Consider the following 26,974-nt stretch of genomic DNA (forward strand, 5'->3'; position numbering starts at 1 on the left):
CGGGGTCACGCCGTCGGCGTCGCCGAAACTCCGGAGGTCGCCGCATCCGTACCCGCCCGCTCGGCGAGCCCAGGGAAGGCTACGCTCCCGCCGCGCCAGCGCACCGCGCGCACCGCCGCCTCCCGCAGCGCCCCGGCCGCCTCCCGGCGCCGCTGGTCCGCGGCTGCCCGCACCAGGTCCGAGTACACCCCGGCCACCCGTTCCTCCAGCTCCGCGGCCAGCCGGACCGCCGTCGCCGGGTCCGTCACCGGGAACGGCAGCGCGTACGCGGCGCTCGCGGCGACCGGCTCGGAGCCCAGGTCGCGCACCTCGCGCACCAGCGCGTCCCGCCGCGCCCGGTGGGCGTCGTACGCGGCCCGCGCCTCGGTACGCCGGTCGGCCCCGATCCGGCCGCCGACCACGCCGTACCCGTACACGGCCGCGTGCTCGGCGGCCAGCGCCGCCTGGAGCGCCGTGAGCTCCCCGCCCTTGCCGGCCGCCTTCGTCATCGGTTCCCCTCCGTCAGCAGATACGCGTGGGCCGCGCCTGCCGCCGCCACCGAGGCCAGCAGCCGCGCCAGCTCGCCCGGGACGTCGAGCAGCGCGCTCGTCCTGCGGTCCGCCAGCTCCCGCTCGGCGGCGGCGAGCGCGGCGAGCGCGTCCTTCTCGGTCGCCGGCGCGGCCGTCGGCCCCGTGGCGGCAGGAGTGGGCGTGGAGGACGCGGCGGGCGTGGAGGACGTGGTGAGCGTGGAGGACGTGGTGGGCGCGGGGGACGCGGTCGCGGCGGAAGGGGACGCGGTCGGTGAAGCCCCGCCGCCCCCGAACGCCTCCACATGCCGGACGACCTCCGCCCGCAGCGGTGCGAGCCGCTGGGCGAGCGGGGGATGGGCGGCGAGGACGGCGTCGTACCGCGCCAGCAGCCCGCCGCTGTCCGCGGCCGCACGCGCGCGTGCCCGCTCGGTGACCGACGGGCTGCCGCTCGCGACCTCCTCGGAGCTCTCGGAGCTCTCGGAGCCGGACGAGCAGCCCGCGAGCAGCGCCGCCCCGGCGGCCGACGCGAGCAGGGTTCTTCTGCGCGGCCCGGAGCGGGCGCGCGGAACGAGCGGGAACGGCACGGCAGACGTCCTCGGGGAATACGTGCGAACGAAGGACCGGGAAGGGAACAGGTCCGTGATCACCGTACCTGCGCGCACGCCGGAGCGAGGTCTCCGCCACCCTCCGTGCACCCTCCGTGCACGGGTGGACGGCAACACTCCCCACGACCGGATACCCTTTGACCAGACACGCGACCCATCCCACAACAGCACACGCGGCCGAGGAGTCACCCGGATGAGCACCACCCAGAGCGAGAGGCTGCGAGAGCTCCTGGAACCGCTCGTCACCTCCCAGGGCCTGGATCTCGAAGAGATCGCCGTGGACTCCGTCGGTCGCAAGCGTGTGCTGCGCGTCGTCGTCGACTCCGACACCGGGGCGGACCTGGACCAGATCGCCGATGTGAGCCGCGCGCTCTCGGCGAAGCTCGACGAGACGGACGCGATGGGCGCGGGCGAGTACACCCTCGAGGTCGGTACCCCGGGGGCCGAGCGCTCCCTCACCGAGCACCGCCACTATGTGCGCGCCACCGGCCGGCTGGTGAAGTTCCAGCTGACCGGGGACGGCGAACTGGTCGCGCGGATCCTGAAGGCCGACGAAGACGGCCTCGACCTCGAAGTGCCCGGTGTGAAGGGCCGCAGGGCCACGACCCGCAGAGTCGGCTTCCCGGACATCGAGAAGGCGCGCGTGCAGGTCGAGTTCAACCGCAAGGACCAGGACGTCAAGGACGAGAAGGAAGAGGAGGCGTAGCCGTGGACATCGACATGAGTGCCCTGCGGGGCTTGGTACGGGAGAAGGAGATCTCCTTCGACCTGCTGGTCGAGGCGATCGAGTCGGCCCTCCTCATCGCCTACCACCGCACCGAGGGAAGCCGCCGACACGCGCGCGTGGAGCTCAACCGGGAGACCGGGCATGTGACCGTGTGGGCGAAGGAGGACCCCGAGGACCTCGAAGAGGGCCAGGAGCCCCGCGAGTTCGACGACACCCCGTCCGGCTTCGGCCGTATCGCCGCCACCACCGCCAAGCAGGTGATCCTGCAGCGGCTGCGCGACGCCGAGGACGACGCGACGCTCGGCGAGTACGCCGGCCGCGAGGGCGACATCGTCACCGGCGTGGTCCAGCAGGGCCGCGACCCCAAGAACGTGCTCGTGGACATCGGCAAGCTGGAGGCCATCCTCCCGGTCCAGGAACAGGTCCCCGGCGAGACGTACCCGCACGGCATGCGCCTGCGCTCGTACGTCGTTCGGGTGGCGAAGGGCGTGCGGGGTCCCTCGGTCACGCTTTCGCGTACCCACCCCAATCTGGTGAAGAAGCTGTTCGCGCTGGAGGTGCCGGAGATCGCCGACGGGTCCGTCGAGATCGCCGCCATCGCCCGCGAGGCCGGCCACCGCACCAAGATCGCCGTACGGTCCACCCGTTCGGGACTGAACGCCAAGGGCGCCTGTATCGGCCCCATGGGCGGCCGGGTGCGCAATGTGATGGGCGAGCTGAACGGCGAGAAGATCGACATCGTCGACTGGTCGGACGACCCGGCCGAGATGGTGGCGAACGCGCTGTCCCCGGCCCGGGTCTCCAAGGTCGACGTGGTGGACCTCGCGGCCCGCTCCGCGCGCGTGACCGTGCCGGACTACCAGCTGTCCCTGGCGATCGGCAAGGAGGGCCAGAACGCCCGCCTCGCCGCCCGCCTCACCGGCTGGCGGATCGACATCCGACCGGACACCGAGCAGGCGTCCGACTAGAGGTCCCACCTGTCCCACCTGGGGTTGGGCCGTTCGGGGGAATAGATCCAAGCCGGGGCCCGCTCAGATCACGTCAGATGTATCGCGGCAACCGTTCGACTCCTGCCCCGAAGGGGTGAGGTGGCCGCGGGGAGGTAGACTTAGCTGTGTCTGGCCGGACGCACACCGGAGCATGCCCTGAACGCACCTGTGTGGGGTGCCGGAAGCGAGCGGTCAAGACGGAGCTGCTGCGCATCGTGGCGATCGAGGACGCCTGCGTCCCCGATCCTCGCGGTACGCTGCCCGGCCGGGGTGCGTATGTACACCCCGCGCTGGTCTGTCTCGACCAGGCGGTGCGCCGCCGGGCGTTCACGCGGGCGTTGCGAGCCCCGGGAGCGCTCGACACAAACGCGTTGCGCCGGTACGTCGAGCAGACGACAGTTGCCGATCAGGCGACACCGTAAGAAAGCACGTCGCGCGGAACGTCCGCGCGGTCAGGTACCCCGCGAGTTGGAAGTAGGTCGAGATTGCGATGAGCACTCGATGAGCACGCGATGAGTACGCCCATGAAGTAGCGACGGTCCGGCGGCAACCCGGACCTAAAAGGAGCGAAGTGGCTAAGGTCCGGGTATACGAACTCGCCAAGGAGTTCGGCGTGGAGAGCAAGGTCGTCATGGCCAAGCTCCAAGAACTCGGTGAATTCGTCCGTTCGGCGTCTTCGACCATCGAAGCGCCCGTAGTCCGCAAACTGACTGACGCCTTCCAGGGCGGCGGCAAGCCCGCCCCGCGCAAGGCCGCCCCCAAGCCTGGTGCGCCCTCCCCGGTGCAGTCGGCCCGTCCGGCCGCCCCGCGTCCGGCCGCCCCCAGGCCCGCCGCGCCTCAGGCGCCCACAACTCCGGCCGCCCCCGCGGCCTCGTCGGCCCCCGCGCCGGCGACCCCGGGCCCGCGTCCCGTGCCCGGCCCCAAGCCCGCGCCGCGTCCGGCGCCCGCCGCCCCGGAGTTCACCGCTCCGCCGTCGGCCCCGGCCGCCCCGCAGGCTCCCCGTCCGGCCGCCGCCCAGGGCCCGCGCCCCGGCGCGCCCCGGCCCGGCGCCCGTCCGGGCGGTCCCGGCCAGGGCCAGCAGGACCGCGGCCAGCGTCCGGCCGCCGGCCAGGGCCCGCGCCCCGGTGGCGCCGGCGCACCCCGTCCGGGCGGCGCCCGTCCGTCCGGTCCGCGTCCGGGCAACAACCCCTTCACGTCCGGCGGCAACGCCGGTATGGCCCGCCCGCAGGCCCCCCGTCCGCAGGGCGCCCCGCGCCCCGGCGGCCCGGGTGGTGCCCCCGGTGGCGGCGGTCCCCGTCCGCAGGCGCCCGGCGCCCAGGGCGGCGGTCCCCGTCCGCAGGCTCCGGGCGGTTCCCGTCCGTCGCCCGCGGGCATGCCGCGTCCGCAGGGTGCGGGCCCCGGCGGTCCGCGTCCCGGCGGTCCGCGTCCCAACCCCGGCATGATGCCGCAGCGTCCCGCTGCCGGCCCGCGTCCCGGCGGCGGCCCCGGCGGCCGCGGTCCCGGCGGTGCGGGTCGTCCCGGTGGCGGCGGCGGTCGTCCCGGTGGTGGCGGCGGCTTCGCCGGCCGTCCGGCCGGTCCCGGTGGCGGCGGTGCCCGTCCGGGTGGCGGCGGCGGTTTCGCCGGTCGTCCCGGTGGCGGTGGCCCCGGCGGCGGTGGCGGCGGCTTCGGTGGCGGCGGTGGCCGTCCCGGCTTCGGTGGCCGTCCCGGCGGTCCCGGTGGCCGCGGTGGCACGCAGGGCGCCTTCGGCCGCCCCGGCGGTCCGGCCCGTCGTGGCCGCAAGTCGAAGCGTCAGCGTCGCCAGGAGTACGAGGCCATGCAGGCCCCGTCCGTCGGCGGTGTGATGCTGCCGCGCGGCGGCGGCGAGACGATCCGTCTCTCCCGCGGCGCGTCGCTCACCGACTTCGCGGAGAAGATCAACGCCAACCCGGCGTCGCTCGTCGCGGTCATGATGAACCTCGGCGAGATGGTCACCGCGACCCAGTCCGTCTCCGACGAGACCCTCCAGCTCCTCGCGGGCGAGATGAACTACCAGGTTCAGATCGTCAGCCCGGAGGAGGAGGACCGCGAGCTGCTCGAGTCCTTCGACATCGAGTTCGGCGAGGACGAGGGCGACGAGGACGACCTGGTGGTCCGTCCCCCGGTCGTCACCGTCATGGGTCACGTCGACCACGGAAAGACCCGACTGCTCGACGCCATCCGCAAGACGAACGTCATCGCGGGCGAGGCCGGCGGCATCACCCAGCACATCGGTGCCTACCAGGTCTCGACCCAGGTCAACGACGAGGACCGCGCGATCACCTTCATCGACACCCCGGGTCACGAGGCGTTCACCGCCATGCGTGCCCGTGGTGCCCGGTCGACGGACATCGCGATCCTGGTCGTCGCGGCCAACGACGGCGTCATGCCGCAGACGGTCGAGGCGCTCAACCACGCCAAGGCGGCCGACGTCCCGATCGTCGTCGCGGTCAACAAGATCGACGTCGAGGGCGCCGACCCGACCAAGGTGCGCGGTCAGCTGACCGAGTACGGCCTGGTGGCCGAGGAGTACGGCGGCGACACCATGTTCGTCGACATCTCCGCCAAGCAGGGTCTGCACATCGACAGCCTCCTGGAGGCCGTCATCCTCACGGCGGACGCCTCGCTCGACCTGCGGGCCAACCCCAGCCAGGACGCGCAGGGCATCTCGATCGAGTCCCGTCTCGACCGCGGCCGCGGTGCCGTGGCGACGGTCCTCGTCCAGCGAGGCACCCTGCGGGTCGGCGACACGATGGTCGTGGGCGACGCCTACGGTCGTGTGCGCGCCATGCTCGACGACAACGGCAACAACGTCGCCGAGGCGGGCCCGTCGACGCCGGTCCAGGTCCTGGGCCTGACCAACGTCCCGGGTGCGGGCGACAACTTCCTCGTCGTCGACGAGGACCGCACCGCCCGCCAGATCGCCGAGAAGCGTGCCGCCCGCGAGCGCAACGCCGCCTTCGCCAAGCGCACGCGCAGGTTCTCCCTGGAGAACCTGGACGCGGCGCTGAAGGCCGGCGAGGTCCAGCAGCTGAACCTGATCATCAAGGGTGACGCTTCCGGTTCGGTCGAGGCCCTCGAGTCCTCGCTGCTCCAGCTGGACGTCGGCGAAGAGGTCGACATCCGCGTCCTGCACCGCGGCGTCGGTGCGGTCACGGAGTCGGACATCGACCTGGCCATGGGCTCCGACGCGATCGTCATCGGCTTCAACGTCCGGGCAGCCGGCCGTGCGCAGCAGATGGCGGAGCGCGAAGGCGTCGACGTGCGCTACTACTCGGTCATCTACCAGGCGATCGAGGAGATCGAGGCGGCCCTGAAGGGTCTCCTCAAGCCGGAGTACGAGGAGTTCGAGCTCGGTACGGCGGAGATCCGCGAGGTCTTCAAGTCGTCCAAGCTGGGCAACATCGCCGGTGTCCTCATCCGCTCGGGCGAGGTCAAGCGCAACACCAAGGCGCGCCTCATCCGCGACGGCAAGGTGGTCGCGGAGAACCTCAACATCGAGGGCCTGCGTCGCTTCAAGGACGACGTCACCGAGATCCGCGAAGGGTACGAGGGCGGTATCAACCTCGGCAACTTCAACGACATCAAGATCGACGACGTCATCGCGACGTACGAGATGCGCGAGAAGCCGCGGGTGTAACCCCCGGTTCGTGTGCCGGTCCGTGGGGCTCGTCCCCGCGGGCCGGCACACGGCCGTGTCCTGGCCTGGGGGCCACCTCTCGTCCGGCCGAGTCGGGTGGGTGGGTGGGAAAGAAACCCCGTCGAGCCGACGGCGGGATCGGGGTACCGTTCATGATGCCCCTGTCCCACACGGCCGACAGGGCCATCGATCCCGTACCGGCGGGTGAACCGGCTGCACATGTACGTGGGGACTCTGTCCTTCGACCTGCTTCTCGGCGACGTCCACTCGCTGAAGGAGAAACGCTCCGTCGTCCGGCCCATCGTCGCCGAGCTCCAGCGCAAGTACGCGGTGAGCGCGGCCGAGGTCGACCACCAGGACCTCCACCGCAGGGCCCGTATAGGCCTCGCCGCGGTCTCCGGTGACGCGGAGCACCTGACCGACGTACTGGACCGGTGCGAACGGCTCGTCGCCGCCCGGCCGGAAGTGGAACTGCTGTCGGTCAGACGCCGTTTCCACGGCGAAGACGACGACTGACCACAGAACACAGAACTGAACACCGACACGACACGCAAGAAAGAACGGGAGACGGACCAGTGGCCGACAACGCGCGCGCCAAGAGGCTGGCGGACCTCATCCGAGAGGTGGTGGCGCAGAAGCTGCAGCGCGGGATCAAGGACCCGCGGCTCGGTTCCCACGTCACCATCACGGACACCAGGGTCACCGGTGACCTCCGGGAGGCGACCGTCTTCTACACCGTGTACGGCGACGACGAGGAGCGGGCGGCCGCGGCCGCCGGCCTGGAGAGCGCCAAGGGCATCCTGCGCTCCGAGGTCGGCCGCGCGGCCGGTGTGAAGTTCACGCCGACGCTGGCCTTCGTCGCCGACGCCCTCCCGGACAACGCCCGCACCATCGACGACCTCCTCGACAAGGCGCGCGCCGCCGACGAGAAGGTCCGCGAGGCGTCCGCGGGCGCCGGGTACGCCGGCGAGGCCGACCCGTACCGCAAGCCCGGTGACGACGAGACGGACGACACCGCCGAATGAACCGCAAGTCCACCACGCCCGACGGCCTCGTCATCGTCGACAAGCCGTCGGGCTTCACCTCCCACGACGTCGTGGCCAAGATGCGCGGCATCGCGAAGACCCGCCGCGTCGGCCACGCCGGCACGCTCGACCCGATGGCGACCGGCGTCCTCGTCCTCGGTGTGGAGAAGGCGACCAAGCTCCTCGGTCACCTCGCCCTCACCGAGAAGGAGTACCTCGGCACGATCCGCCTCGGCCAGACGACCCTGACCGACGACGCCGAGGGCGAGATCACCGCCTCCGCCGACGCCTCCCAGGTCACCCGGGACGCGATCGACGCCGGCATCGCCAAGCTCAGCGGCGCCATCATGCAGGTGCCGTCCAAGGTCAGCGCCATCAAGATCGACGGCGTGCGGTCGTACAAGAGGGCCCGCGAGGGCGAGGAGTTCGAGATCCCGGCCCGCCCGGTGACCATCTCCTCCTTCGCCGTGTACGACGTCCGCGACGCCGTCGCCGAGGACGGCACCCCCGTCCTGGACCTGGTCGTCTCGGTCGTCTGCTCCTCCGGCACCTACATCCGCGCCCTCGCCCGCGACCTGGGCGCCGACCTCGGCGTCGGCGGCCACCTCACCGCCCTGCGCCGCACCCGGGTCGGCCCCTACAAGCTGGACTCCGCGAAGACGCTCGACCAGCTCCAGAAGGAGCTGGACGTGATGCCGATCGCCGAGGCCGCCGAGGCCGCGTTCCCCCGCTGGGACGTGGACGCCAAGCGGGCCCGGCTGCTCACCAACGGGGTCCGCCTGGAGATGCCCGAGGAGTACGCGGGCGCAGGCCCCGTCGCCGTCTTCGACCCCGAGGGCCGCTTCCTGGCCCTGGTGGAGGAGCAGAAGGGCAAGGCCAAGAGCCTCGCCGTGCTGAGCTGACCCCTCCGGTCCGCGCACCGCTCTGCCCGTGGAGCGGCGGACACGGGGTGATCCACTGCCCCGCCGCTCCACGGTCCCCCCTCGGTTCCCCCACCCCTAGCCTGCGTCCGACCACCCGGGTTCATTCACCCGTCCGGGCAGGCGCTCGGAGTGAACGGAGGGAGCGCAGGGGGGCGCTTTCGCCACGGCCCCTGTTTTCTTGATCACCGCATGCCTACCGTCGAACCGAGGGCACAAGGGCGCTGCGGGGAGGTAGGGCGATGGCGGGACGGGGCCCGTGGACGGACGACGACCAGGGCGGGCACACCGCCTCACCCGGCACACCCGGGGACGCGCCACCCGGCACCCCCCACCCCGCCGCCCCCCTCGTCCTCCTCCGCGACCTCGCCGGCCGCCCGCGCGGCACCGGCTTCGTCGCCGACCACCTCGGCACGGTCGTCACCAGCCACGAGGCCGTGGCCGGTCTGCCCCGCCTCACCCTGCACGGCGCCGACGGCCGGGTCTGCGCCGTGACCGCCGAGGCGGTCACCCCGCTCCCGGAACTGGACCTCGCCCTCGTCCGCACCGAGGGCCTCGGCACGGACCCGCTCCCGGTGACCGTCCGGGAACCCGTCGGCACCGGGACGTACGTCCGGCTGGCGGCGGGCTGCTGGCGCGAGGCACGCGTGCTGGGTGCGACGGGGGCGACGTACCACCCGGCCGGGGACCGCGTCCACCGGCTCGACGAGGCCCTGGAGCTGGCCATCGGCACCACGGGCCGGGACGCGCTGCGGTCCGGCGGAGGCGCGAGCGGGGGACCGGTCCTGGACGCGGGGACGGGCGCGGTCGTCGCGGTCCTCGGCACCGCCCTGCGCTCCGGCGACCGCGAGGGCGGCTTCGCCGTCCCCCTGCGCCCCGCCGCCCCCGGCCCACTGGCCGACCTCCTCGCCCGCAACGCGGCCACCGTGCCCGCGTACGGAGCCGACCTCAATCTCGCGGGCGTCCTGGAGCTCACCGCCACCTCGGTGGCCTCGGACGGCCCGCCCGGTGCCTTCTCCGGTCACCCGGGCGGCCCCGGCGGCACCACCGTGGCCACCGTCGAACGCTCCGCGACGGCCCGGGAGTTCGCCGCCTTCGTCACCGGCCCGGCGGCCGTCCTCGGGCTCGTCGGACCACCGGGCAGCGGCCGTACGACGGAAATCGCGGCCCTCGCCGTCCGCCGCACCCGGGGCCCGGAACCCGCCCCCACCCTGTGGCTGCGCGGCGCCGACCTCAGGGCGGACGACGACTCGCTCGCCGACGCGGCCCGCAGGGCGCTGACCCGTGCCGCCCGTATCGTGGCCGCCTCCCGCGCGGGCCGCCCGACGGCACTCGCGCCGGACCCGGCATCTGCCGGGACCGACCCCGCCGACCTGGGCGACATCCGCCCCGACCGCCTGGCCCGCCTGGCCCACTCCGCCGGCCGCCCGCTGCTCCTGCTGCTCGACGGCCCCGAGGAGATGCCGCCCGTCCTCGCCCACCGGCTCGCCGACTGGACCGAGGGCACCGCGCAGTGGCTGCGGCGCACGGGCGCACGCCTGATGGTGGCCTGCCGGGCCGAGTACTGGGAGCGGGCCGGGACCCGCTTCCCGCCCGGGATGCTGTACGACGGCACGGGCCCCCGGGAGGAGACGGCCGGGGCCCTCCCGCCCTGTGTCCCGCTCGGCGACCTCACCCCCGCCGAGGCCCGCGCCGCCCTGGCCCGGTACGGCGTCCCCGGCACCGCGCTCACCGGCCCCGACGCCCGGCACCCGCTCACGATCCGGCTCCTCGCCGAGGTCCGCGCGGCCCTGGCCGACCCCCCGCCCGCCCACCCCGTCGACCGTGACGAGGTCCTCTCCGCCTACCTCGACCTGATGTGCCTGCGCGTCGCCGTCCGCCTCGCCGCGGAGAACGGCCTGCGCGGCACCGCGGTCCGCCGGCTCGCGGCGAAGGTCTCCGGCCAGGTCCACGAGGCCGCCCGGCGCAGCCTCGGGCCGGGCCAGGGCGAGCTGGACCGGGCGTCCTTCGAGGCGGTGTTCCCCTGGGGCCCGGCACCCGCCCGGCTCGGCGGAGGCACCGGCTGGGCCTCCGCCGTCCTCACCGAGGGCCTGCTGGTGCCCGCCGGCGGCGGCTACCGCTTCGCCCACGAGGAACTCGCCGACTGGATCCAGGGCGTCCACCTCGACCTCGACGAGGCCCTGCGCGCCCTCGTCCACCGCCGCCGCACCCCCGAGGGCGCCCATCCCCTCCCCGTCCCGCACCACCGCATCGGCCCGGTGGTCCAGGCCATGCTCCTCCTCGGCCGCCAACAGGGCACGCGCCAACTCCGAGCCCGCCTGGAGGAGTTGCTGCGCGCCCTGGACACCGAGGGCGCTTCCTGGTGGGCCACCCGACTCCTGGCCGAAACCCTGCTCCGCGTCCCGGACGCCACGCCGTACACCGCGATCCTCCGACAACTGGCCGACCGGATCACGACGGAGGCCGAGGGCCGACCGGGCCAGGCGCTGGCGTGGGCCAAGCAGGCGGGCTGGGCCGGGGTGGGAGACGAGCAGGTGGGCTGGGCTGGGGTGGGAGACGAACAGACGGGCCGCGCCGGGGTGGGGCGTGAGCCGGCGGGCGGGCTCGTGGCGGGGGCTGAGCACGCGGGCCGGGGCGCGGCTGGGGGAGAGAAGGGATGTGAGCAGGGAAGCCGGGGGGTTACGAGGGGCGAGCAGCCGGGCCGGGGCTTCGCCGGGGGCGAGCGGACCGGCCGGATCGTGGCGGCGGGCGCGGGGTTGTACCGAGGCGTGGTGGAGGGGGAGCAGCCGCAGTGGGGCGGTGCGGGAGGCGAGCAGCCGTACCGGGGGAGGGCGGGCGGGCAGTCGTGCCGGGGCGTCGTCGGGGACGAACAGACGGGTCGGAGCGTGGCGCGGGACGAGCAAACGGGTCGGAGCGTGGCGCGGAGCGAGCAGACGGGCCTGGTCGTGGCAGGGGGCGTGCAGCCGCAGCGGGGCCTTGCGGCAGGTGGGGAGTCGTACCGGGGTGTCGTGGAGGGCGAGCAGGCCCAGCGTGGTGTCGGTGGGGGTGAACGGGCGGGGCGGTGTGGCGAGTTCGGGCCCGGGTTCTGGACGCGGCTGGCGCTCCCGCCCGAACTGTGCCTGGACCTGCTGCGCCGCCTCGTCCTCGCCGACGCCGCCCCGGAGCGCGTCGGCGCCCCCCGGTACCTCGACGCCGTCGCCCGTCTCCTCGCCGACGACTCCACCGCCGTACAGCCATGCCTCACGCGCTGGTTCGACGACGAGCGGCCGCTGCCCGCGACCCCGCACGCCACCGTGGCCACGGCTGCGCAGGCGCTGCTGCACACGCACCGGCACCGGTCACCGGACCACCTCACCGAGACGCTCATCGGCTGCGGTCACCACCGGGCCGACGAACTGCTCGCCGTACTCGCGGAGGACGAGCCGTCCGCGCTCTGCCGGGCCGTCGACCGCTGGGCGCACGACGAGCGGCCCGCCCGCCGGGTCGCCGCGCTGACGTACGCCCGGCACACCGCCGCGCACACCACCACCGACGCCGACCGGGGCCTGCTCCGTCACGCGGCGCTCGCTCTGCTCGCCCGCCCCGACGACACCCCCCTGCACGGCGGCGCGCTCGCTCTCCTCGTCCGCGACCCCGAGACCCGCGACCGCCATCTGCCCCGGGCGCTGGAGCGCTTCGCGGCGGGCGATCCACAGCTCCCGCCGAGCGCCCTGCTCACCGCGCTCGACACCCATCCCGAGCAGGTCCTGGACGCCGTCCGGGCCCGCCTGGACACCCCCGGCGCGAGCGGTACCCTGCGGGCCCTCGCCGACGCCACCCCGCCCGCCCTCGCCCACCGGGTCGCCGCCGTCGTACGGGAGGCGGTACGGCGGCGGCCGGACACCGCCGGGGACGTCGCCGCGTACGTCGACCACCGCCTGGACCAGGGTCCGGCCGCCCGGGCCGTCCTCTTCCCCCTGGTCACCGGCCTGCTGGAGACCAGCGGCCCCGAGCAGGTGCGGGCCGCGCTGGCCGGTGTCCTGCCGGCCCCCGGCACCCCCGGCTCCCGTCCGCTGCGGCGTGAGCTGCTGGAGTTCCTGATGGCCCATGAGCACACGCCGGCTGTTCTGGACGCCGTCCTGCACGCGGCCCCCCAGCGCGACGGCGAGGAACTGCGCACCCTCGTCCACCGCACCGGCCTGCTCCTGGCCCGCACCCCGGACGGCGCGACCCGCTTCGACCGCGGCCTGGTCGAGCTGGCCCGTCACATCCCGGGCTTCGCCGCCCGGGCGACCGGCTGGTTCGCCGACGCCCCGGGGGACTGGGCGGTCCTGGTCGGCCCCGGCGCCCGGCGCACCCTGGAGGACCTGGCGGGGGTACGGGTCCCCGCCTGACCGGAGCGGCGGGCGCGCGTGGATCGAGTCACACCCCCATGCCGATGCGGGCAGGAAGCACCCGGCATGGCACCCTTAGACCTGCGTAAGAGCAACGGTTGATACGGACACGGGTTCGAGGAGCGGTCACAGTGCAGCGCTGGCGTGGCTTGGAGGACATCCCCGAGGACTGGGGACGCAGCGTCGTCACCATCGGCTCCTACGACGGGGTCCACCGCGGACACCAGCTGATCATCCGGCACGCCGTGGACCGCGCCCGCGAGCTGGGCGTCCCCTCCGTCGTCGTCACCTTCGACCCGCACCCCAGCGAGGTCGTCCGCCCCGGCAGCCACCCGCCGCTGCTCGCCCCGCACCACCGCCGCGCCGAGCTGATGGCGGAGCTCGGCGTCGACGCGCTCCTGATCCTCCCCTTCACCACCGAGTTCTCGAAGCTGTCGCCGGCCGAGTTCGTGGTGAAGGTCCTCGTCGACAAGCTGCACGCCCGGGCCGTCGTCGAGGGCCCGAACTTCCGCTTCGGCCACAAGGCCGCGGGCAACGTCGAGTTCCTCGCCGAGCAGGGCAAGGTGTACGACTTCGAGGTCGAGGTCGTCGACCTGGTGCTGTGCGGGGAGGCGGGCGGCGGCGAGCCGTTCTCCTCGACCCTGACCCGCCGCCTGGTCGGCGCGGGCGATGTCGCGGGCGCCGCGGAGATCCTCGGCCGCCCGCACCGCGTGGAGGGCGTCGTCGTGCGCGGCGCCCAGCGCGGCCGGGAGCTGGGCTTCCCCACCGCCAACGTCGAGACCCTCCCGCACACCGCGATCCCGGCCGACGGCGTCTACGCGGGCTGGCTGCACGCGGGCGGCGAGGCGATGCCGGCCGCGATCTCCGTCGGCACCAACCCGCAGTTCGACGGCACCGAGCGCACGGTGGAGGCGTACGCCATCGACCGCGTCGGCCTCGACCTGTACGGCCTGCATGTCGCCGTCGACTTCTTGGCCTTCGTGCGCGGCCAGGCGAAGTTCGACTCGCTGGAGGGCCTGCTGGAGCAGATGGCCGAGGACGTGAAGCGCTGCCGGGAGCTGGTGGCGGCGGAGTAGCTTTCCCGCTCCGTACGGCCGAAGGGCGGCCGGTGTCCTCGGACACCGGCCGCCCTTCGGCGTAGGTCACTGCTGCGGGGGCGGAGGCGGGGGAGGGGGCTGACCGCCGTTGCCGTCCGGCTGGGGGTAGCCGTAGCCCGCCGGGGGCTGGGGCGGCTGCGGGTAGCCGTAACCGGCCGGGGGCTGGGGCGGCCCCGGCTGCGGCGGGTACGGCTGACCGGGCTGCTGCTGGCCCTGCGGCGGGTACGGAGGCTGACCGGGAGGGCCCTGCGGGGGGTAGGGCTGACCCGGGTGCGGCGGCTGAGCCGTGTGGGGCGGCTGGGGCGCCTGGGCTGCCTGGGGCGGGTACGGCTGGCCCGGGAAGGGCTGGGGCGGCTGGGCCGGGTACGGCTGGCCGGGGGCCGGCTGGCCGGGATACGGCTGGCCGGGGTAGGGCTGCCCGGGTCCGGCCTGGCCGGGGAACCCTCCGGGCTGACCTGGCTGACCTGGCTGACCGGGATAGGGCTGCTGCTGGCCCGGCATCGGCGGGGCGGCGACCGGCGGCGGGTTGCCGTCGTTCGTCCATAGGCCGTGCATCTGCTGATGCCGTACGAAGTCCTCCGCGACCATCGCCGAGAGGTTGAAGTACGCCTCCCGCACCTTCGGCCGCATCATGTCGAGGTCGACCTCGGCACCGGCGGCGAGATGCTCGTCGAACGGCACGACGACCACACCGCGGCAACGCGTCTCGAAGTGCGACACGATGTCCTCGACCTTGATCATCTTGCCGGTCTCCCGCACACCCGAGATGACGGTGAGGGACCGGGAGACCAGCTCCGCGTACCCGTGCGCGGACAGCCAGTCCAGGGTCGTACTGGCGCTGCTCGCACCGTCGACCGACGGGGTCGAGACGATGATGAGCTGGTCGGCGAGGTCGAGCACCCCGCGCATCGCGCTGTAGAGCAGACCGGTGCCCGAGTCGGTGAGGATGACCGGGTACTGCTTGCCGAGCACGTCTATCGCGCGCCGGTAGTCCTCGTCGTTGAAGGTCGTGGAGACGGCCGGGTCGACGTCGTTGGCGATGATCTCCAGGCCGGAGGGGGCCTGGGAGGTGAACCGCCTGATGTCCATGTACGAGTTGAGGTACGGGATCGCCTGGACGAGGTCACGGATGGTGGCCCCGGTCTCCCGCCGCACCCGTCGGCCGAGCGTACCGGCGTCCGGGTTCGCGTCGATCGCGAGGATCTTGTCCTGGCGCTCGATGGCGAGGGTGGAGCCGAGCGCGGTGGTCGTGGTCGTCTTGCCGACACCGCCCTTGAGACTGATGACGGCGATGCGGTAGCAGGACAGCACCGGCGTACGGATCAGCTCCAGCTTGCGCTGCCGCTCCGCCTCCTCCTTCTTCCCACCGAGCTTGAAACGGGAGGACGAGGCGGTCGGACGGCCGCTCTTGGCCTTCTGCTTCTTGTTGTTGAGCAGCCGGTCGGAGGACAGCTCCACGGCCGCGGTGTAACCCAGCGGCGCGGCACCCGGGTTGACCGGCTGCCGCTGATCGTGCTGGACGGCCTGCGGCCAGGCGGCACCGATCCGGGGGTCGACGGGCTGCTGCGAGGGCTGCGGCGGGTGCCCGGGCTGCGCGGCGGCGTCGGGGGTGGGGTACGGGGCGTGCGCCGGGGGCCCGTACGGAGGCGGCCCGGGGAAGCCCTGCGGCCCGCCCGGCGCCTCGGGCGCCGGGGCCCGGCCATCGGCCTGGTGGGGGATACCGGGCTGCGGCTGCGGCTGTGGAACGGGCGGTGTCTGGGGAAAGCCGTACCCGTCCGGGGTGTTGGGCGCGGGGGGCTGCGGGAAACCGTAGCCGGGCTGCTGCTGCGGGAAACCGTAGGCGGGCTGTTGCTGGGGGAACCCGTAGGCGGGCTGCTGCTGGGGTGCCTGAGCGGCGGGCTGCGGTGCGACTGCGGGAACCTCGGGAGCCGGCGCGGCCGGTGCCGCCTCGGGCTGGGCCGGCGGCTGCGGGAACCCGTAGGCGGGCTGCTGCTGGGGCGCCTGGGCGGAGGGCTGCGGTGCGACTGCGGGAACCTCGGGAGCTGGCGCGGCCGGTGCCGCCTCGGGCTGGGCCGGCGGCTGGGGGAACCCGTAGGCGGGCTGCTGCTGGGGTGCCTGAGCGGAGGGCTGCGGTGCGACTGCGGGAACCTCGGGAGCCGGCGCGGCCGGTGCCGCCTCGGGCTGGGCCGGCGGCTGGGGCGGGGCCACGGCGGGATCGGCCTGCTGCGGCAGCGGCTGGGCAGGCCACTGGGCCGCCGGCGCAGGAGCCGCAGGCTCGTACGAGGGCGGCAACGGCGGCACCCCGCCCTGCGGAACGGGCGGCGGAGCCCAGGCGGGCGGAGCAGCGGGCCCGGCCTGCTCCTCGGCGCCGTCGGAGGCGTCGACGGCTTCAGAGTCCTCACCGCTCGCTACATCCTCGGCGGATTCATGGGAAGCCGAGGACTCCCCGTCCAAGCCGGTCGCGGCCTCGGCCGCATCGTCGCGGGACGGAGCGCTGACGGTACCGACGACGTCAGCCTCAGCCTCGGTCTCACCCTGGACCTCGATCTCACGCTGGACCTCGGTCTCGGCCTCGCCGGAATCGGCAGCGCTGGTCTCACCACCCGCCTCCGCCTCCGCGGCCGCCTCCACCTCCGCTCCGGAGGGCGAGGACTCCTCCCCGGCCTGCTCCCCGATCTGCTGTTGGAGAGCCACGGGGGAGATCCGCATGGTGGCGCCGCTCTCCAGATCCCCGCTCTCAGGACTGCTTGCCTCGGCGGTCGGCGCCTGTGCCTGGAACCCCCCGTCGACCGGAAGCCCGGGTACGGCGACGGGCGCCGGCGGCACGGGCGGCGGAGTGAAGGGCGGGGGAGGAGCGACCGGCGGAACATACGGCGCCACAGGAGCGGCGTTGGCAGGCACCCCCGGCGGCGGGGGAACCTGCCCCGGAGGCAGGAACGGCGCCGGAGGCAGGAACGGAGCCAGCCCCGGAACCGGAGGCTGGAACGGAGCCGGCGCAGGAGCAGCAGAAGCCGCCCCCGACACCACCCCCTGCCCGGAACCCTGCCCCTGCCCCGGCGCCTGCCCCGGCCGCTGACCCTGAACGGGCTCGGAGACAGGACTGGCCGACGGCCCGGGAGCGGGCGTCGGCGGCCCCGGCGGAGGAGCCGCCCCCGTGTTCCCCCCGGTCCCCGCGCCCGAACCCCCGCCCGTGTTCTGCGTGTACCAAGCGGGCGGCGCGTAGTCGATGGTGAACTCGCCCGTCATCTCGATGGCGGACTCCGCGTCGGGCTGGTCATCGCCGGGTGTGGCCCAGCCCCCGCGCGTCCCGTCCCGATCGCTGCTCACAATTCCTCCTGGTGTGGTCGAGCACCCTCATGCCGTGTCGGGGCGACCCTTGCTCGTCGTCCTTAGTCGTTCGAGGTCGTCCGATCCACCGGCCCTTCCCCTCGGACGCCGACGCCCGGTCCACGGGTTCTGGCGTCGCGCCCGCTCCCAGCCTAATCACCGAGTGCCGAACGTCGGCAGGCCCGTCCGCCCCTCATCGCCCGTACTCCACGACTCCACCGTCTCCCCCCATGCTGTGCACGGTGGAGTTGCCGGTGAGTAAAACCGCCGAAAACGGATGGAGTGTCATGCGAGGGCGGATTCAGTCCATCCTGCGTGGCGTACCCAACAATCCGATCTCGGCGTCGGTGGGTTGGGTCAGCGTGTACTGGCGGTCACGGTCTGCGCACCAAAGAGTGAAGCCGTCGGCGAGCCCGGGCAGCGAGTCGACCGCCTCCCTGGGCAGGGTCATCGCGCGGCCCAGCTCGGCGGCCTCGTCCGGAGAGATGCGCTGCACACCGACGAGCCGCGCCTGGCGTATGAGCCGGGGGGCCACCGGACTGAGGTAGGGCAGCAGCGTCAACACGGATTGCCAGGGCCCGGAGACGACGCGTCCGCGCGGCGGTCGCATACCGCAGTCACGCACCACCAGGACGGGGGTCCCGGCCGATGTGCCCTGTGGGGGCACCCGACCCACGTCGTACACGGCCAGACCGTTCTGTCCGCCGCCCATGGCGTGCACCATCTGCATCCAGGCCTGCGGCCGCCCCGTCTCCACGGCGACCCGTGCTCCGGTGGCCGCCGCCCGGAGGGCGATGACCTGCGCGGTCCACAGACCACCGATCAGGACGATGTCGTAGGGAGTCGGCCGGTTGAGGCCAAGCACCGAGGGTCGACCCTCTGCGTCCACCCCGATGACGACACCGTCGTCCCCTATGGGCAGTGCGAGTTCCGCCAACTGCTCCGGGGCGACGGAGTGGCGCGGGTGCCGCGGACCGATCAGGCCGAAGCCGCTGCGCAGCAGTTCGCGCGCCCGCTCGGGTGCGGAGGTGTGCGAATCGTCCCGACTGGCGGCCGACCGACCGGCGCGCGTGGTCATCGTCACCGGGCACCGCCGAGAGGCAGCGTGGCGAGCAGGGCGGGCCCCTGCTCGCGGTCGAGGCGGACGAGTCCTGTCCCCGTATGGCGGGCGGCCGCCTGCAAGGCGCGCCGTGCGGCGACGAGTTCGTCGTCGCCGCGCCCGGTCACCCGCAGGTGGCCGCACAGTGACACCTCGCGGCCCTCGCCGCGCGCGAGCGTGAGGCTGAAGGTGGTGGCGAGTGCGGGGACGGCGGTCACCAGGGCGATGAACTGCGGGAGGGAAGGAGCCCTCTCGCCCCCCAGGGCCGGCCACCGGCGGACCCAGTACGTCGTGTGTCTGCGGTTGTCGCAGCGCCAGCTCCGGCCGGTCTCCTCGGTCCGCCGCTCCCTCGTGTCCGACCGCCCGGCCTCCGCGGTCACCAGGGGATTGGCGCAGGTCGAGGTGGCGATGGCGGTGGTCAGTTCCTCTTCGTTCAGGAGCGTGGCACGGAACCCGGCCCCGGTCAGCCGGCTCACGAGGTGGTCGGCAGCGCGGACGACGCATTTCTGCGCCCCGACCAACCCGCCGCCGCGGGCTGCCACGGCCTCGGGGCACGATTCCGGATCGAGCTTCAGCGCGACCCACGTGATGCGGACCGCGGGTGCGCCGGTCTGTTCCTGCAGCGGCGCGTAGTTGGCGACGGCCACGGACTGCCGGGGCAGATGGATCGCGGGCGCGGGCTGGGTGTGCAGCACGATCTGCGCCGACTCCAGCCGGATCCCGTCGACTTCGAGGGTCTCGCTCACCAGGGAGAGCGGCAGAGGCTGCTGGTTCCGCTCGGGCCGCAGCGCGGTGGCGTCGGCCTCCACTTGCAGAACAGCGGTGACGAACGTCCCGTCTCCGATGATTCCCACCGGCCGCCGGTCACGGTTGCCGTACGTGTAGGTCCGCAGACTCGGATCGCATTCCACGGCGGGCGCCAGGGCGGCCTCGGTACCGGCAGGCACCTGCCTGCCCGCGGCCCTTCGCCTGCGGGCCCGCAGGGCCAGCACCGAGCCCAGCCATTCCGGCAGCGAATGCCCACGGCGGCGTACCAGGGCCAGCACCACGAGGAGCGCGGCGACGAGGGCGGCCGGTACGAGCGCGACCGGGCCGACCAGCCATCCGCACACGACGAGCGCCGCTGCCAGCTCCAGCAGCACCAGCCGCTGCACGGCGAAGGAACCTCCGTGCCCCGAGCGTGGTTTGAGCTGCGGCACGAAGGACCCGGGGGAGGAGGACGAACCGCGGGCGGCCGAGTGGGTCGTCCCGTCCGGCCGGGACTCCGACGGCGGCGCCGAGCGCGCCCTCGATTGCGATCGCGACCGGGCCCGCGCTGGGGAAGCCCTCACGAAAAACCCCCGAACTCTCCCTGGAATCCTTGCGCTCCGCTCTCCGCAAGGCCTGAGCACCCTACCCGTGGCGCGAGCACGATCGCGCAACATGCATAGTAGGGGGCGGGTCTGACAGTTGAGCTTTCAGAGGCGACCGGGGGACGGGGGACAGACCTCCACAAGTCCCTCATGGCTCCGCACGGGGAGAGAGCGGACACAGATGGCATCACGGCGGGACGAACTCAACGCCTACACCTTCGCGAAGCGCCGCATGCTCGCGTCATTCCTCCAGCCCTCCGCGACAGGCTCCGAGGAAGGGGCTCCCAAACCCTTGGCCGCCGTGGTGCCCGGTGCTGTGGTCGGTGTAGTGGTGCTGGCGGTGTTCGGAGCAATCGGCCTGTTCAGCCCCACGGCACCCAAGGGCTGGAACGATCCGGAGGAGCACGTCATCGTGGCGAGTGACTCCACCACGCGGTACGTGGTGCTCAAGACCGACGGCGAGAAGCAGCTGCACCCGGTTCTCAACATGGCCTCTGCGAAGCTCCTCCTGGATCCCGGCAAGAGCAGCGTCATCACCGTCGACGAGAAGGTCCTGGACAGCGGGAAGCTCCCGCACGGCGCCACGATCGGCATCCCGTACGCCCCCGACCGCCTGCCTCCCGCGGACGAGGCCCGGACCGGCAAACGCTGGGCGGTGTGCGAGCGTCCCGGAGAGGGAGGGCGGGCCATTCAGAAGGCCGCGTTCGTCCTCGCCGCGAAGGAGCGGGCCAGGACCGAGGGCGACAACAGGCTCTCCGGCGGTGATCTGATGTACGTCGTCGGCCCGGACGGCAGGACCCAGTACGTGGTCGACGCCACGGGTACGGGATACCGGTTGGCGGACCCGGACGACAAGGAACTCCTCAAGGCTCTCGACACACAGGGCCGTGCCCCCCAGCGGGTCTCCCAGGAATGGCTCGACACCCTGCACAAGGGCGACGAGATCTCCATCCCGACCATCCAGGGCACACCGGGCGCGGAGGCGAACGCCGGTGACCTCCTTGGGGAGTACGACAAGGTCGGCATGGTCATCAAGGCGTTGGACGGCCGGCGGATGCAGTACTACGTGGTGGAGTCCGGCGGCGTGGCCCGCATCTCCGAGTTCACCGCCACGCTGCTGCTCAACAGCGGCGCGCTCGTCGGCGTCGGGCAGGCGGGCGAAGCCCAGAAGGTCAGTCCCGGCGCGGTCGTCGACAGCACCGACTTCAAGGACGACGACAACTGGCCGACGTACAAGCCGAAGATGGTGAACAGCGGCGCCGGTGCCACCACGGGCCGCAACACGGTCTGCAACGTCCTGCGCTCGGTCGGAGCGAAGAACGCGACCACCCTCTCCACCTGGGCGGGCACTGACTTCCCTGCGGAATTGCCGACCGGTGCCTCCAGCGCCTACGTCACCGCCGGCTCCGGACTGCTCTACCGTCAGGTCCAGGGCACGGACGCCAAGTCCGGCGGCGTCTTCCTCGTCACCGACACGGGCCTGCGCTACGCCCTTCAGTCCAACAGCGACAGTGCCACCGGCGACGAGGGCATCGGCACCTCCGCCAAGCAGCGCGAGACCGAGCTGAACGAGGCCAGGATCGCCCAGATCCGCCTCGGCTACGAGAAGGTGACGCCCGCGCCCGTCCCCGCCGTGTGGTCGACGTTCCTGCCGACGGGCCCCCGCCTGTCGGAGTCGGCGGCCCGGCAGCCGCAGGGCTCGTAGACGCTGCGCGCAGAAGAAGGAACTCATGCTGAACGCAAGGAACTTGCGGAGCCGGCGGTCCACGGGGACCCGCACGGCGGCGCTGGCCACCGCGACGGCGCTGTTGGCGACCACCTCGGTGCTCGTTCTGCCCTCGACTGCGGCTCGGGCGGACGACCAGTGCACGTTCCCGTCGAAGGACTACACCGGCCGTCCCTGGGCGCTGCAACGCGTCAACCTCGACGAGCTGTGGGCGCTGTCGACGGGCAAGGACGTCGAGGTGGCCGTGATCGACACGGGCGTGGATGTGAAGAACCCGCAGCTGGCCGAGGCCGTCGACACGTCGAAGGGCATGAACAACCTTCCGGCAGTGAACTCCGACGGCGAGAAGATCGACCGCGGCAACAGCCAGGGCACCACCGACACCGTCGGCCACGGCACGCGCGTGGCCGGCATCATCGCGGCCCGCCCCGCCTCGGGCACCGGCTTCGTGGGCCTGGCCCCCGACGCCAGGATCATTCCCATCAAGCAGAACGACGCGGAGGGCGACGGAACGGCCCTGACCCTTGCCGCGGCGATCCGTCACGCCGTCGAGGTGGGCGCCGACGTCATCAACATCTCCCAGGACACGACCAACGCGGTGGAACCCGACTCACGGTTGAAGGACGCCGTCAACTACGCCCTCGGCAGGAATGTCGTGGTCGTCGCCTCAGCCGGCAACGACGGGCTGGGCGGCAACGTCAAGGTCACCTACCCGGCCTCGTACAAGGGCGTCCTCGCTGTCGCGGCCTCCGATCGCAACAACGAACGCGCGTCCTTCTCCCAGGCGGGAGATTTCGTGGGCGTCGCGGCCCCCGGCGTCGACATGATCTCCACGGTTCCCGGCGGCGGCCACTGCTCCGACAACGGGACGAGCTTCTCGGCGCCGTATGCCGCAGGCGTGGCGGCCCTGCTGAAGTCCAGGTACCCCGACTGGACGGCCCAGGAGGTCGTAGCCCAGATCGAGCAGACGGCCGAACGCTCGATCCCCGGCCACGACATCCTGGTCGGCTGGGGTGTGGTTGACCCGGTCAGGGCTCTGACGGACGTGGACCCGGCGAACCCGGTCGAGTCCCCGAAGCCGGAGGGCGGCGTGACGAAGGCCGAACCCCCCTCGGTCACCCCACTGCACCTCGGCGAGACGGCCGAGCAACGCAACACTCGCCTGGCCACCTATGTCTTGGTGGGTGGCCTTGTGACGGTCGCGGGACTCAGCGGCGCGGCCGTGGCGATGCGGGACGCGAGGCGCAGGCGCGTGAGGCTGCTGGAGGCCGGCTCGCGGATCCACTGAAAACGCTCACAGCTTGCCGATGATGACTCCGGGCCAGGTCCACCCTGCGCCAGTGACGGCGTCCCTGAGGGGGTTCTTCAGGTCGGAACTGTCGAAGCTGAACGTCTCGGTCGCTCCGAGGTTGCCATCCGAGTTCCGGCCGAGCGTCCAGGTCTTCGAGACTGTCTGCACCTGACCACGTTGGGCTTCGGCCGCGATGGCGAGCCTGGGGGTGTCGCCGGCCCACGTGACCTCGTACTGCTGATCCAGGGAGCGGACTTCGCTCTTCTCGGGGACCAGGCGCATACGGACCTGGAACACACGACTCACCTGGGTGCGGACGAAGAAGGTCCGCCATGCCGGGTCCTGGATACGCCATTCGGCCACCAGATCGGCGCCCTCCGCGCGACCGTCCCGGATGACGTACGGGACGGCCGGGTTGTTGAGACCGAGCAGAGCCGTCTGCACCTCGGTGACGGATCGCGGAGCGACACCATCGGCGGGGCGCTTGGTTCCGGTCAGCTTGTCGAAGAGTCCCATGCAGTCAACCTGTAGGTGATCGGATTGGAGGGGGAAGCGCGTGAGGCGGCCGGCCGCCTCAAGAGGACATCCTCAGCCGGTCTTGGGCTCCGGAACCTGTGAGGGCAGCGCCGCCTCCGAGGCGCAGTCCAGTTGTTTGGCCATGGCGCGCGTGATGGCGTTGAGGACGGTCAGGAGGTCACGGCCTGTGGTTTTTGTGGAGAGCTGCCCTGCAGTAGTGAGGGACGCATTGATGTACGTGTCCTGCGTGGAGCACTTGAAGTAGATCGACGCGCTGATGTTTTCGTGTGTCTTTGCATAGACGCCAATCGGGTAAATCGTGTTCTCTGATTCGTCGTTCTCGGAGACGTCATCGGCCTTGGGTGTGTAATTCATGGCGGAGAAGTCCACAGCGATCAACGGGTGACCGCTCTTGTCTCCCGCCTTGTAAACCCAGCACTGGTTCCGCTGCGAAGGATTTTCGTGAACCGTCTTCGCCGCGCGCTTGAGGGAGAACTTGTTCGGCTCCCCGGAGTCCGCTGAGCCGGTCAGCTCCTCGAATTCCTCCGTGTTCCCTATGCGTTTCAGTGCGGCGACGGCCGATGAGTCGAGTGTGGAGTCACAGACCTGGGAGGCGGTCAGGGTCGGCTCTTTCGTGTCGTTGTCGTTGCCGCTGCACGCAGAGACACTCAACATCAATACAGCGACCCCGACGGCCGCGTGCAGGGCTGTGCATCCTCTCGCCCTGTTTTGCGAAAGTTCGTTTTCCTGTCGCACAGATCAGTCCTTCGAGGGAGTCCGGCCGCGGTAGTCGTTCTCGTGGGACCCAACCCCGAGGTACGCGTTCTGGATATCGGCGTTCCAGTCATTGAGATCGGCGCTTCTGGCCGCCTCGGGGCTGTTCTTGATGTAGTCGTGGTAGGCGGAGCCCAGCTGGTTTTCGCCCTTCTTGTAGAACTCGCTACTGGTCAGCTGAGCCTGCTCCGTCGGATCCGCTTCAGCGGAGTCCACCCCCTTGTCGATCTGGTGACCGATGAAGGTGTTCACTGCCTCTCCGACGGTATCGGCGGCGACCGGGGCAAGGAGCATTCCCGCAGCCGTCGTCCCGGGCAGTGGGATGGCGGCGACGCCGACTCCGACGGTCGCTCCTACCCCCAGCTTGATCCAGTCGGAGGAGCGGCCCAGTGACTTGTTGGCCTCTTCCGCGTCGTCCTTGTAGGCTGCCTCAGCCTGCTCCACCCGGGAGTTGTCGAGGATGCCCCGCGCCAATCCCCCTGTGGTCAGCGCATCATGCGCATGCTCGATGTTCGCATTGCTGGTCGGCGGGTAAGCATCGAGGGCACTCAGCGTATAAAGATGCTGCGCTGCGGTGACGGCGCGGTGAGAGTTTTCGTCCTGACCGAGTACGCTCAGGAAATTGATGGCACCTTCTTGGGTGAAGTTCGCACGGCCTTCGTACTTCGCGGGGAAGGTGCCCGCGTCCATTTCGTACTCGCCGACGCCCGACAAGTTGTAGTCGATGTCGTCGATGTACGCACCGGCCATCTTGCCGAGACTCGCAGCCAACTCAGGCTGATCGTGCAGCATGCCCGGACCCTCTTTGCTGCCGTAGAGGAAGGCCATTTCCTCCATCACGGCCGCAGTCGCCGGTGTCCGGTGTTCCCCGCCGGACTTGATGGTCTCTGCGCTCGCGTCGTACGAGTAACCGGTCGTCGCCGCCTCGAGGGCATGTCCGAGTGCCTGTCGCCCCGCGACAAAGTCGTGGTTGCCCTCGAGGGAGCTGTCGGACACCCAGACGCGATCCTGGGTCAGGTACTTGAGGTGCTCGTTGAGTTCGGAGGCCTTGTCGACGGTGTCCCTGTCGCCGATGGTGTATTCCGTGACGTCGGGCCGGGCGAAGAACTGCTCCGAGGCACCCGGGTTGTGTCCCAGCGCCTGGAGGAATCCCGTCACGGGGTCGCGACCCCGGTCGTTCTTGTAGTCCCAATAGTTGAGATCGCTCTGGTTCGCGTTGTTCACCCAGAGGTTGATTCCCTCGCCGTTGACCTTCTTGTCGTAGTCGAGGAGCTTGTTGCCGTAGTCGTTCAGGAACTGATCGTCGTAGTCCCCGAACCGCATCAGGTTGCTCATCACGGTATAGCCGGTCGGATTGCTTGCGTCGTCGATGCCGAGCTCGTGCGGGCCGAGCTTGATCATCTGCTGTTCCCAGCCCTGCATCTTGTCGCTGTCCGAGAGTGTGGCCTGGCCGATGGTGTTCCCGAGGTTCTTCTGGAGCTGCTTGACCTGTTCGGCGCGCTTCGGGTCGTACTGGCCCTGGTAGGGGTCGGCGACGCCCGCGTAGAAGGTGAGGAGCTTCTTGGGGCCGACGGTGGTGGCGAACTCCTCCGCGAAGAGCGGGTCGTTCTTGTACTTCGCCAGATTGCCGTTGAGCGTGGCGAGTTCCGTGTTCGTCACGTCGTGCGGGTTCTTCGCGAGGATCTTCGCCATCGCGTCGGCGTCCTTGATGGCCTTCGCCGCTTCGTCCCGGTTCTCGTAATCGGCGCCGGAGAAGCCGTACTTGGCCGAGTCGACGATCAGGCGCAACGCCTTGGCGGCGGTGGTGTCGCTCTCGGTGGCCTTGTCGAGGATGCGCTGGATCTCGTCGCGTAGGTCGTTGACGTCCTTCTGGCTGGCAGCGTCCTTCCCTCCGCTCGGATCGGAGTACCAGTCGGGACGGATGCTCGCGGTGACGAAGAAGGTGCCGTCGCCGCCGTCTCCCACGGTCAGCTTCTTCGCGGCACCACGCTCGATGGCGGCGTTCAGCTGCGAGCGGTAGTCGATGAGCTCGCCACGGGTGTCGCTGAGGATCTTGGCGACGGTGTCGGCCTGGGTGTGTGCGTCCTTGAACTCCCCGGCCGTCTTGTCGATGAACTCACGGGTGACGGTCGCGTTCACGCCGGCCCAGTTCGCCTTGTCAGCCTGGCCCTTGAGGTTCTTGTCGGCGTCTTCGGCGAGGGTCTTGAGGTTCTTGGCCATTTCCTCCCAGTCGGTGACCGCCTCACCGAGCTGGTGGAAGTTGCCGTAGCGGAGAGCGTCCAGGTCCACGGCTCAGCTGCCCTTCCGCTCGTCGAAGCCCTTGTCGAGGTCGGCGATGCTGCTGACCGTGCCGGCGATGAAGACGTCGTCGCCGTTGTGCGCGTTCTTGGTGTAGTCGAGGTGGTTGGAGATGTGGGCCGTGGCGTCGAGCAGCGTCTGGACCTGGTCGACCCAGTGCTCGGCCACATGGGTCAGCGCCGAACCGATCTCGAAGCCCTCGGCCTTCAGACCGTCACCGGCCGCGATGGACTTCACCCGCGCGTGGTCACTGAAGTGCTCGAACTGCTGGTGCAGGTCGAATGCGGCGTTCCCGACCCTCGCGAGGTCGCTCTGACTGGCCTTGAGGTCACCTTGCTTGTTGACGGGGGGCCCAGGAGGGTCGACATGGTTGAGCTGCATGTGGGCGGAGCTCTGCTGGCGCTGCTGCGCCTCGCTCTTGAGCTGCTCCCATTCGTCCCATGCCATCTGCCGGACCCTTCCCCCGTATTGCCGCGTCTCCTGCTTCCGCTCCCGCTGGCCCCCTGGGGGTTCCGCGAGAGAGTCCCGGTCACGCTAGCAACTCCGATTGTGCTTGGGGACAGTTGCCATACAGCTGTGATCATCAAGACGCGGATGTTCGGTGAAGATCGCCATCGATGCGAGCGGGATGCCTGGAGCGGCCTCGTAACTACGTCAACAGACACCACGGTTGGGCTGGATGTAGCCGGTG

The 26,974-nt window shown here is 71.7% G+C and carries 20 protein-coding genes; 11 read left to right on the plus strand and 9 right to left on the minus strand.

Annotation, left to right across the window (positions count from 1 at the left end):
- Positions 1-5 precede the first annotated feature (5 nt).
- Positions 6-488: a ferritin-like domain-containing protein gene (locus ACYQ8Q_RS32760; protein WP_460070097.1), complete on the minus strand. Its 483-nt coding sequence runs from the start codon at positions 486-488 to the stop codon at positions 6-8.
- Positions 485-1,093, minus strand: coding sequence for a hypothetical protein (locus ACYQ8Q_RS32765; protein WP_460070099.1), 609 nt, complete (start codon positions 1,091-1,093; stop codon positions 485-487). Before ACYQ8Q_RS32765 ends, ACYQ8Q_RS32760 begins: the two co-directional genes overlap by 4 nt.
- A 214-nt stretch (positions 1,094-1,307) precedes the next feature.
- Between ACYQ8Q_RS32765 and rimP the strand changes: the two genes are divergently transcribed.
- The 9 genes from rimP (at position 1,308) to ACYQ8Q_RS32810 (ending at position 13,879) form a co-directional block, all read left to right on the plus strand.
- On the plus strand, positions 1,308-1,820 hold the full coding sequence (rimP, locus tag ACYQ8Q_RS32770) for a ribosome maturation factor RimP (protein WP_460070101.1): 513 nt from the start codon (positions 1,308-1,310) through the stop codon (positions 1,818-1,820).
- A gap of 2 nt (positions 1,821-1,822) precedes the next feature.
- Complete coding sequence (gene nusA, locus ACYQ8Q_RS32775; protein WP_460070103.1) at positions 1,823-2,809, plus strand: transcription termination factor NusA; 987 nt, start codon at positions 1,823-1,825, stop codon at positions 2,807-2,809.
- A gap of 146 nt (positions 2,810-2,955) precedes the next feature.
- The gene (locus ACYQ8Q_RS32780) at positions 2,956-3,252 is read left to right on the plus strand and encodes a YlxR family protein (protein WP_460070105.1); all 297 of its coding nucleotides are present in this window, start codon (positions 2,956-2,958) and stop codon (positions 3,250-3,252) included.
- A gap of 149 nt (positions 3,253-3,401) precedes the next feature.
- A complete protein-coding gene (gene infB, locus ACYQ8Q_RS32785) occupies positions 3,402-6,485 on the plus strand; it encodes a translation initiation factor IF-2 (RefSeq protein ID WP_460070107.1) in 3,084 nt (1,027 codons plus the stop codon).
- A 219-nt stretch (positions 6,486-6,704) separates the two neighbouring features.
- A complete protein-coding gene (locus ACYQ8Q_RS32790; protein ID WP_460073583.1) occupies positions 6,705-7,001 on the plus strand; it encodes a DUF503 domain-containing protein in 297 nt (98 codons plus the stop codon).
- A gap of 59 nt (positions 7,002-7,060) precedes the next feature.
- Positions 7,061-7,510, plus strand: coding sequence for a 30S ribosome-binding factor RbfA (gene rbfA, locus ACYQ8Q_RS32795; protein ID WP_059203119.1), 450 nt, complete (start codon positions 7,061-7,063; stop codon positions 7,508-7,510).
- Entirely contained in the window at positions 7,507-8,412 is a 906-nt protein-coding gene (gene truB / locus ACYQ8Q_RS32800) for a tRNA pseudouridine(55) synthase TruB (protein ID WP_460070110.1), read from the plus strand. Before rbfA ends, truB begins: the two co-directional genes overlap by 4 nt.
- A gap of 260 nt (positions 8,413-8,672) precedes the next feature.
- Positions 8,673-12,803 (plus strand): trypsin-like peptidase domain-containing protein, encoded by a 4,131-nt coding sequence (locus tag ACYQ8Q_RS32805; protein WP_460070112.1) that lies wholly within the window; start codon positions 8,673-8,675, stop codon positions 12,801-12,803.
- A 131-nt stretch (positions 12,804-12,934) separates the two neighbouring features.
- Positions 12,935-13,879, plus strand: a complete 945-nt coding sequence (locus ACYQ8Q_RS32810; protein WP_460070114.1) for a bifunctional riboflavin kinase/FAD synthetase — start codon at positions 12,935-12,937, stop codon at positions 13,877-13,879.
- 66 nt (positions 13,880-13,945) lie between these two features.
- Here ACYQ8Q_RS32810 and ACYQ8Q_RS32815 read toward each other — a convergent pair whose 3' ends face one another.
- From ACYQ8Q_RS32815 to eccE, 3 genes are all read right to left on the minus strand, one after another.
- Entirely contained in the window at positions 13,946-17,227 is a 3,282-nt protein-coding gene (locus tag ACYQ8Q_RS32815) for an SCO5717 family growth-regulating ATPase (protein ID WP_460070116.1), read from the minus strand.
- 301 nt (positions 17,228-17,528) lie between these two features.
- Positions 17,529-18,305, minus strand: a complete 777-nt coding sequence (locus ACYQ8Q_RS32820; RefSeq protein WP_460070118.1) for a hypothetical protein — start codon at positions 18,303-18,305, stop codon at positions 17,529-17,531.
- Positions 18,306-18,307: 2 nt separating this feature from the next.
- The gene (gene eccE, locus ACYQ8Q_RS32825) at positions 18,308-19,480 is read right to left on the minus strand and encodes a type VII secretion protein EccE (protein ID WP_460070120.1); all 1,173 of its coding nucleotides are present in this window, start codon (positions 19,478-19,480) and stop codon (positions 18,308-18,310) included.
- Between the two features lie 379 nt (positions 19,481-19,859).
- Between eccE and eccB the strand changes: the two genes are divergently transcribed.
- A complete protein-coding gene (gene eccB, locus ACYQ8Q_RS32830; protein WP_460070122.1) occupies positions 19,860-21,383 on the plus strand; it encodes a type VII secretion protein EccB in 1,524 nt (507 codons plus the stop codon).
- A gap of 25 nt (positions 21,384-21,408) precedes the next feature.
- Positions 21,409-22,692 carry a type VII secretion-associated serine protease mycosin gene (gene mycP, locus ACYQ8Q_RS32835; RefSeq protein WP_460070124.1) on the plus strand — a complete coding sequence of 428 codons (1,284 nt, stop codon included), beginning with the start codon at positions 21,409-21,411 and terminating at the stop codon, positions 22,690-22,692.
- 6 nt (positions 22,693-22,698) lie between these two features.
- Here mycP and ACYQ8Q_RS32840 read toward each other — a convergent pair whose 3' ends face one another.
- The 4 genes from ACYQ8Q_RS32840 to ACYQ8Q_RS32855 all read right to left on the minus strand — a co-directional run bounded on the left by ACYQ8Q_RS32840 (position 22,699) and on the right by ACYQ8Q_RS32855 (position 26,730).
- Positions 22,699-23,211 carry a hypothetical protein gene (locus tag ACYQ8Q_RS32840; protein WP_460070125.1) on the minus strand — a complete coding sequence of 171 codons (513 nt, stop codon included), beginning with the start codon at positions 23,209-23,211 and terminating at the stop codon, positions 22,699-22,701.
- Between the two features lie 72 nt (positions 23,212-23,283).
- Entirely contained in the window at positions 23,284-23,967 is a 684-nt protein-coding gene (locus ACYQ8Q_RS32845; RefSeq protein WP_460070127.1) for a hypothetical protein, read from the minus strand.
- Positions 23,968-23,970: 3 nt separating this feature from the next.
- Positions 23,971-26,274, minus strand: a complete 2,304-nt coding sequence (locus tag ACYQ8Q_RS32850; protein WP_460070129.1) for a hypothetical protein — start codon at positions 26,272-26,274, stop codon at positions 23,971-23,973.
- 3 nt (positions 26,275-26,277) lie between these two features.
- The gene (locus ACYQ8Q_RS32855; RefSeq protein ID WP_460070131.1) at positions 26,278-26,730 is read right to left on the minus strand and encodes a hypothetical protein; all 453 of its coding nucleotides are present in this window, start codon (positions 26,728-26,730) and stop codon (positions 26,278-26,280) included.
- Between the last annotated feature and the right edge of the window lie 244 nt (positions 26,731-26,974).

This window comes from Streptomyces sp. YKOK-I1 (genome assembly GCF_054660435.1).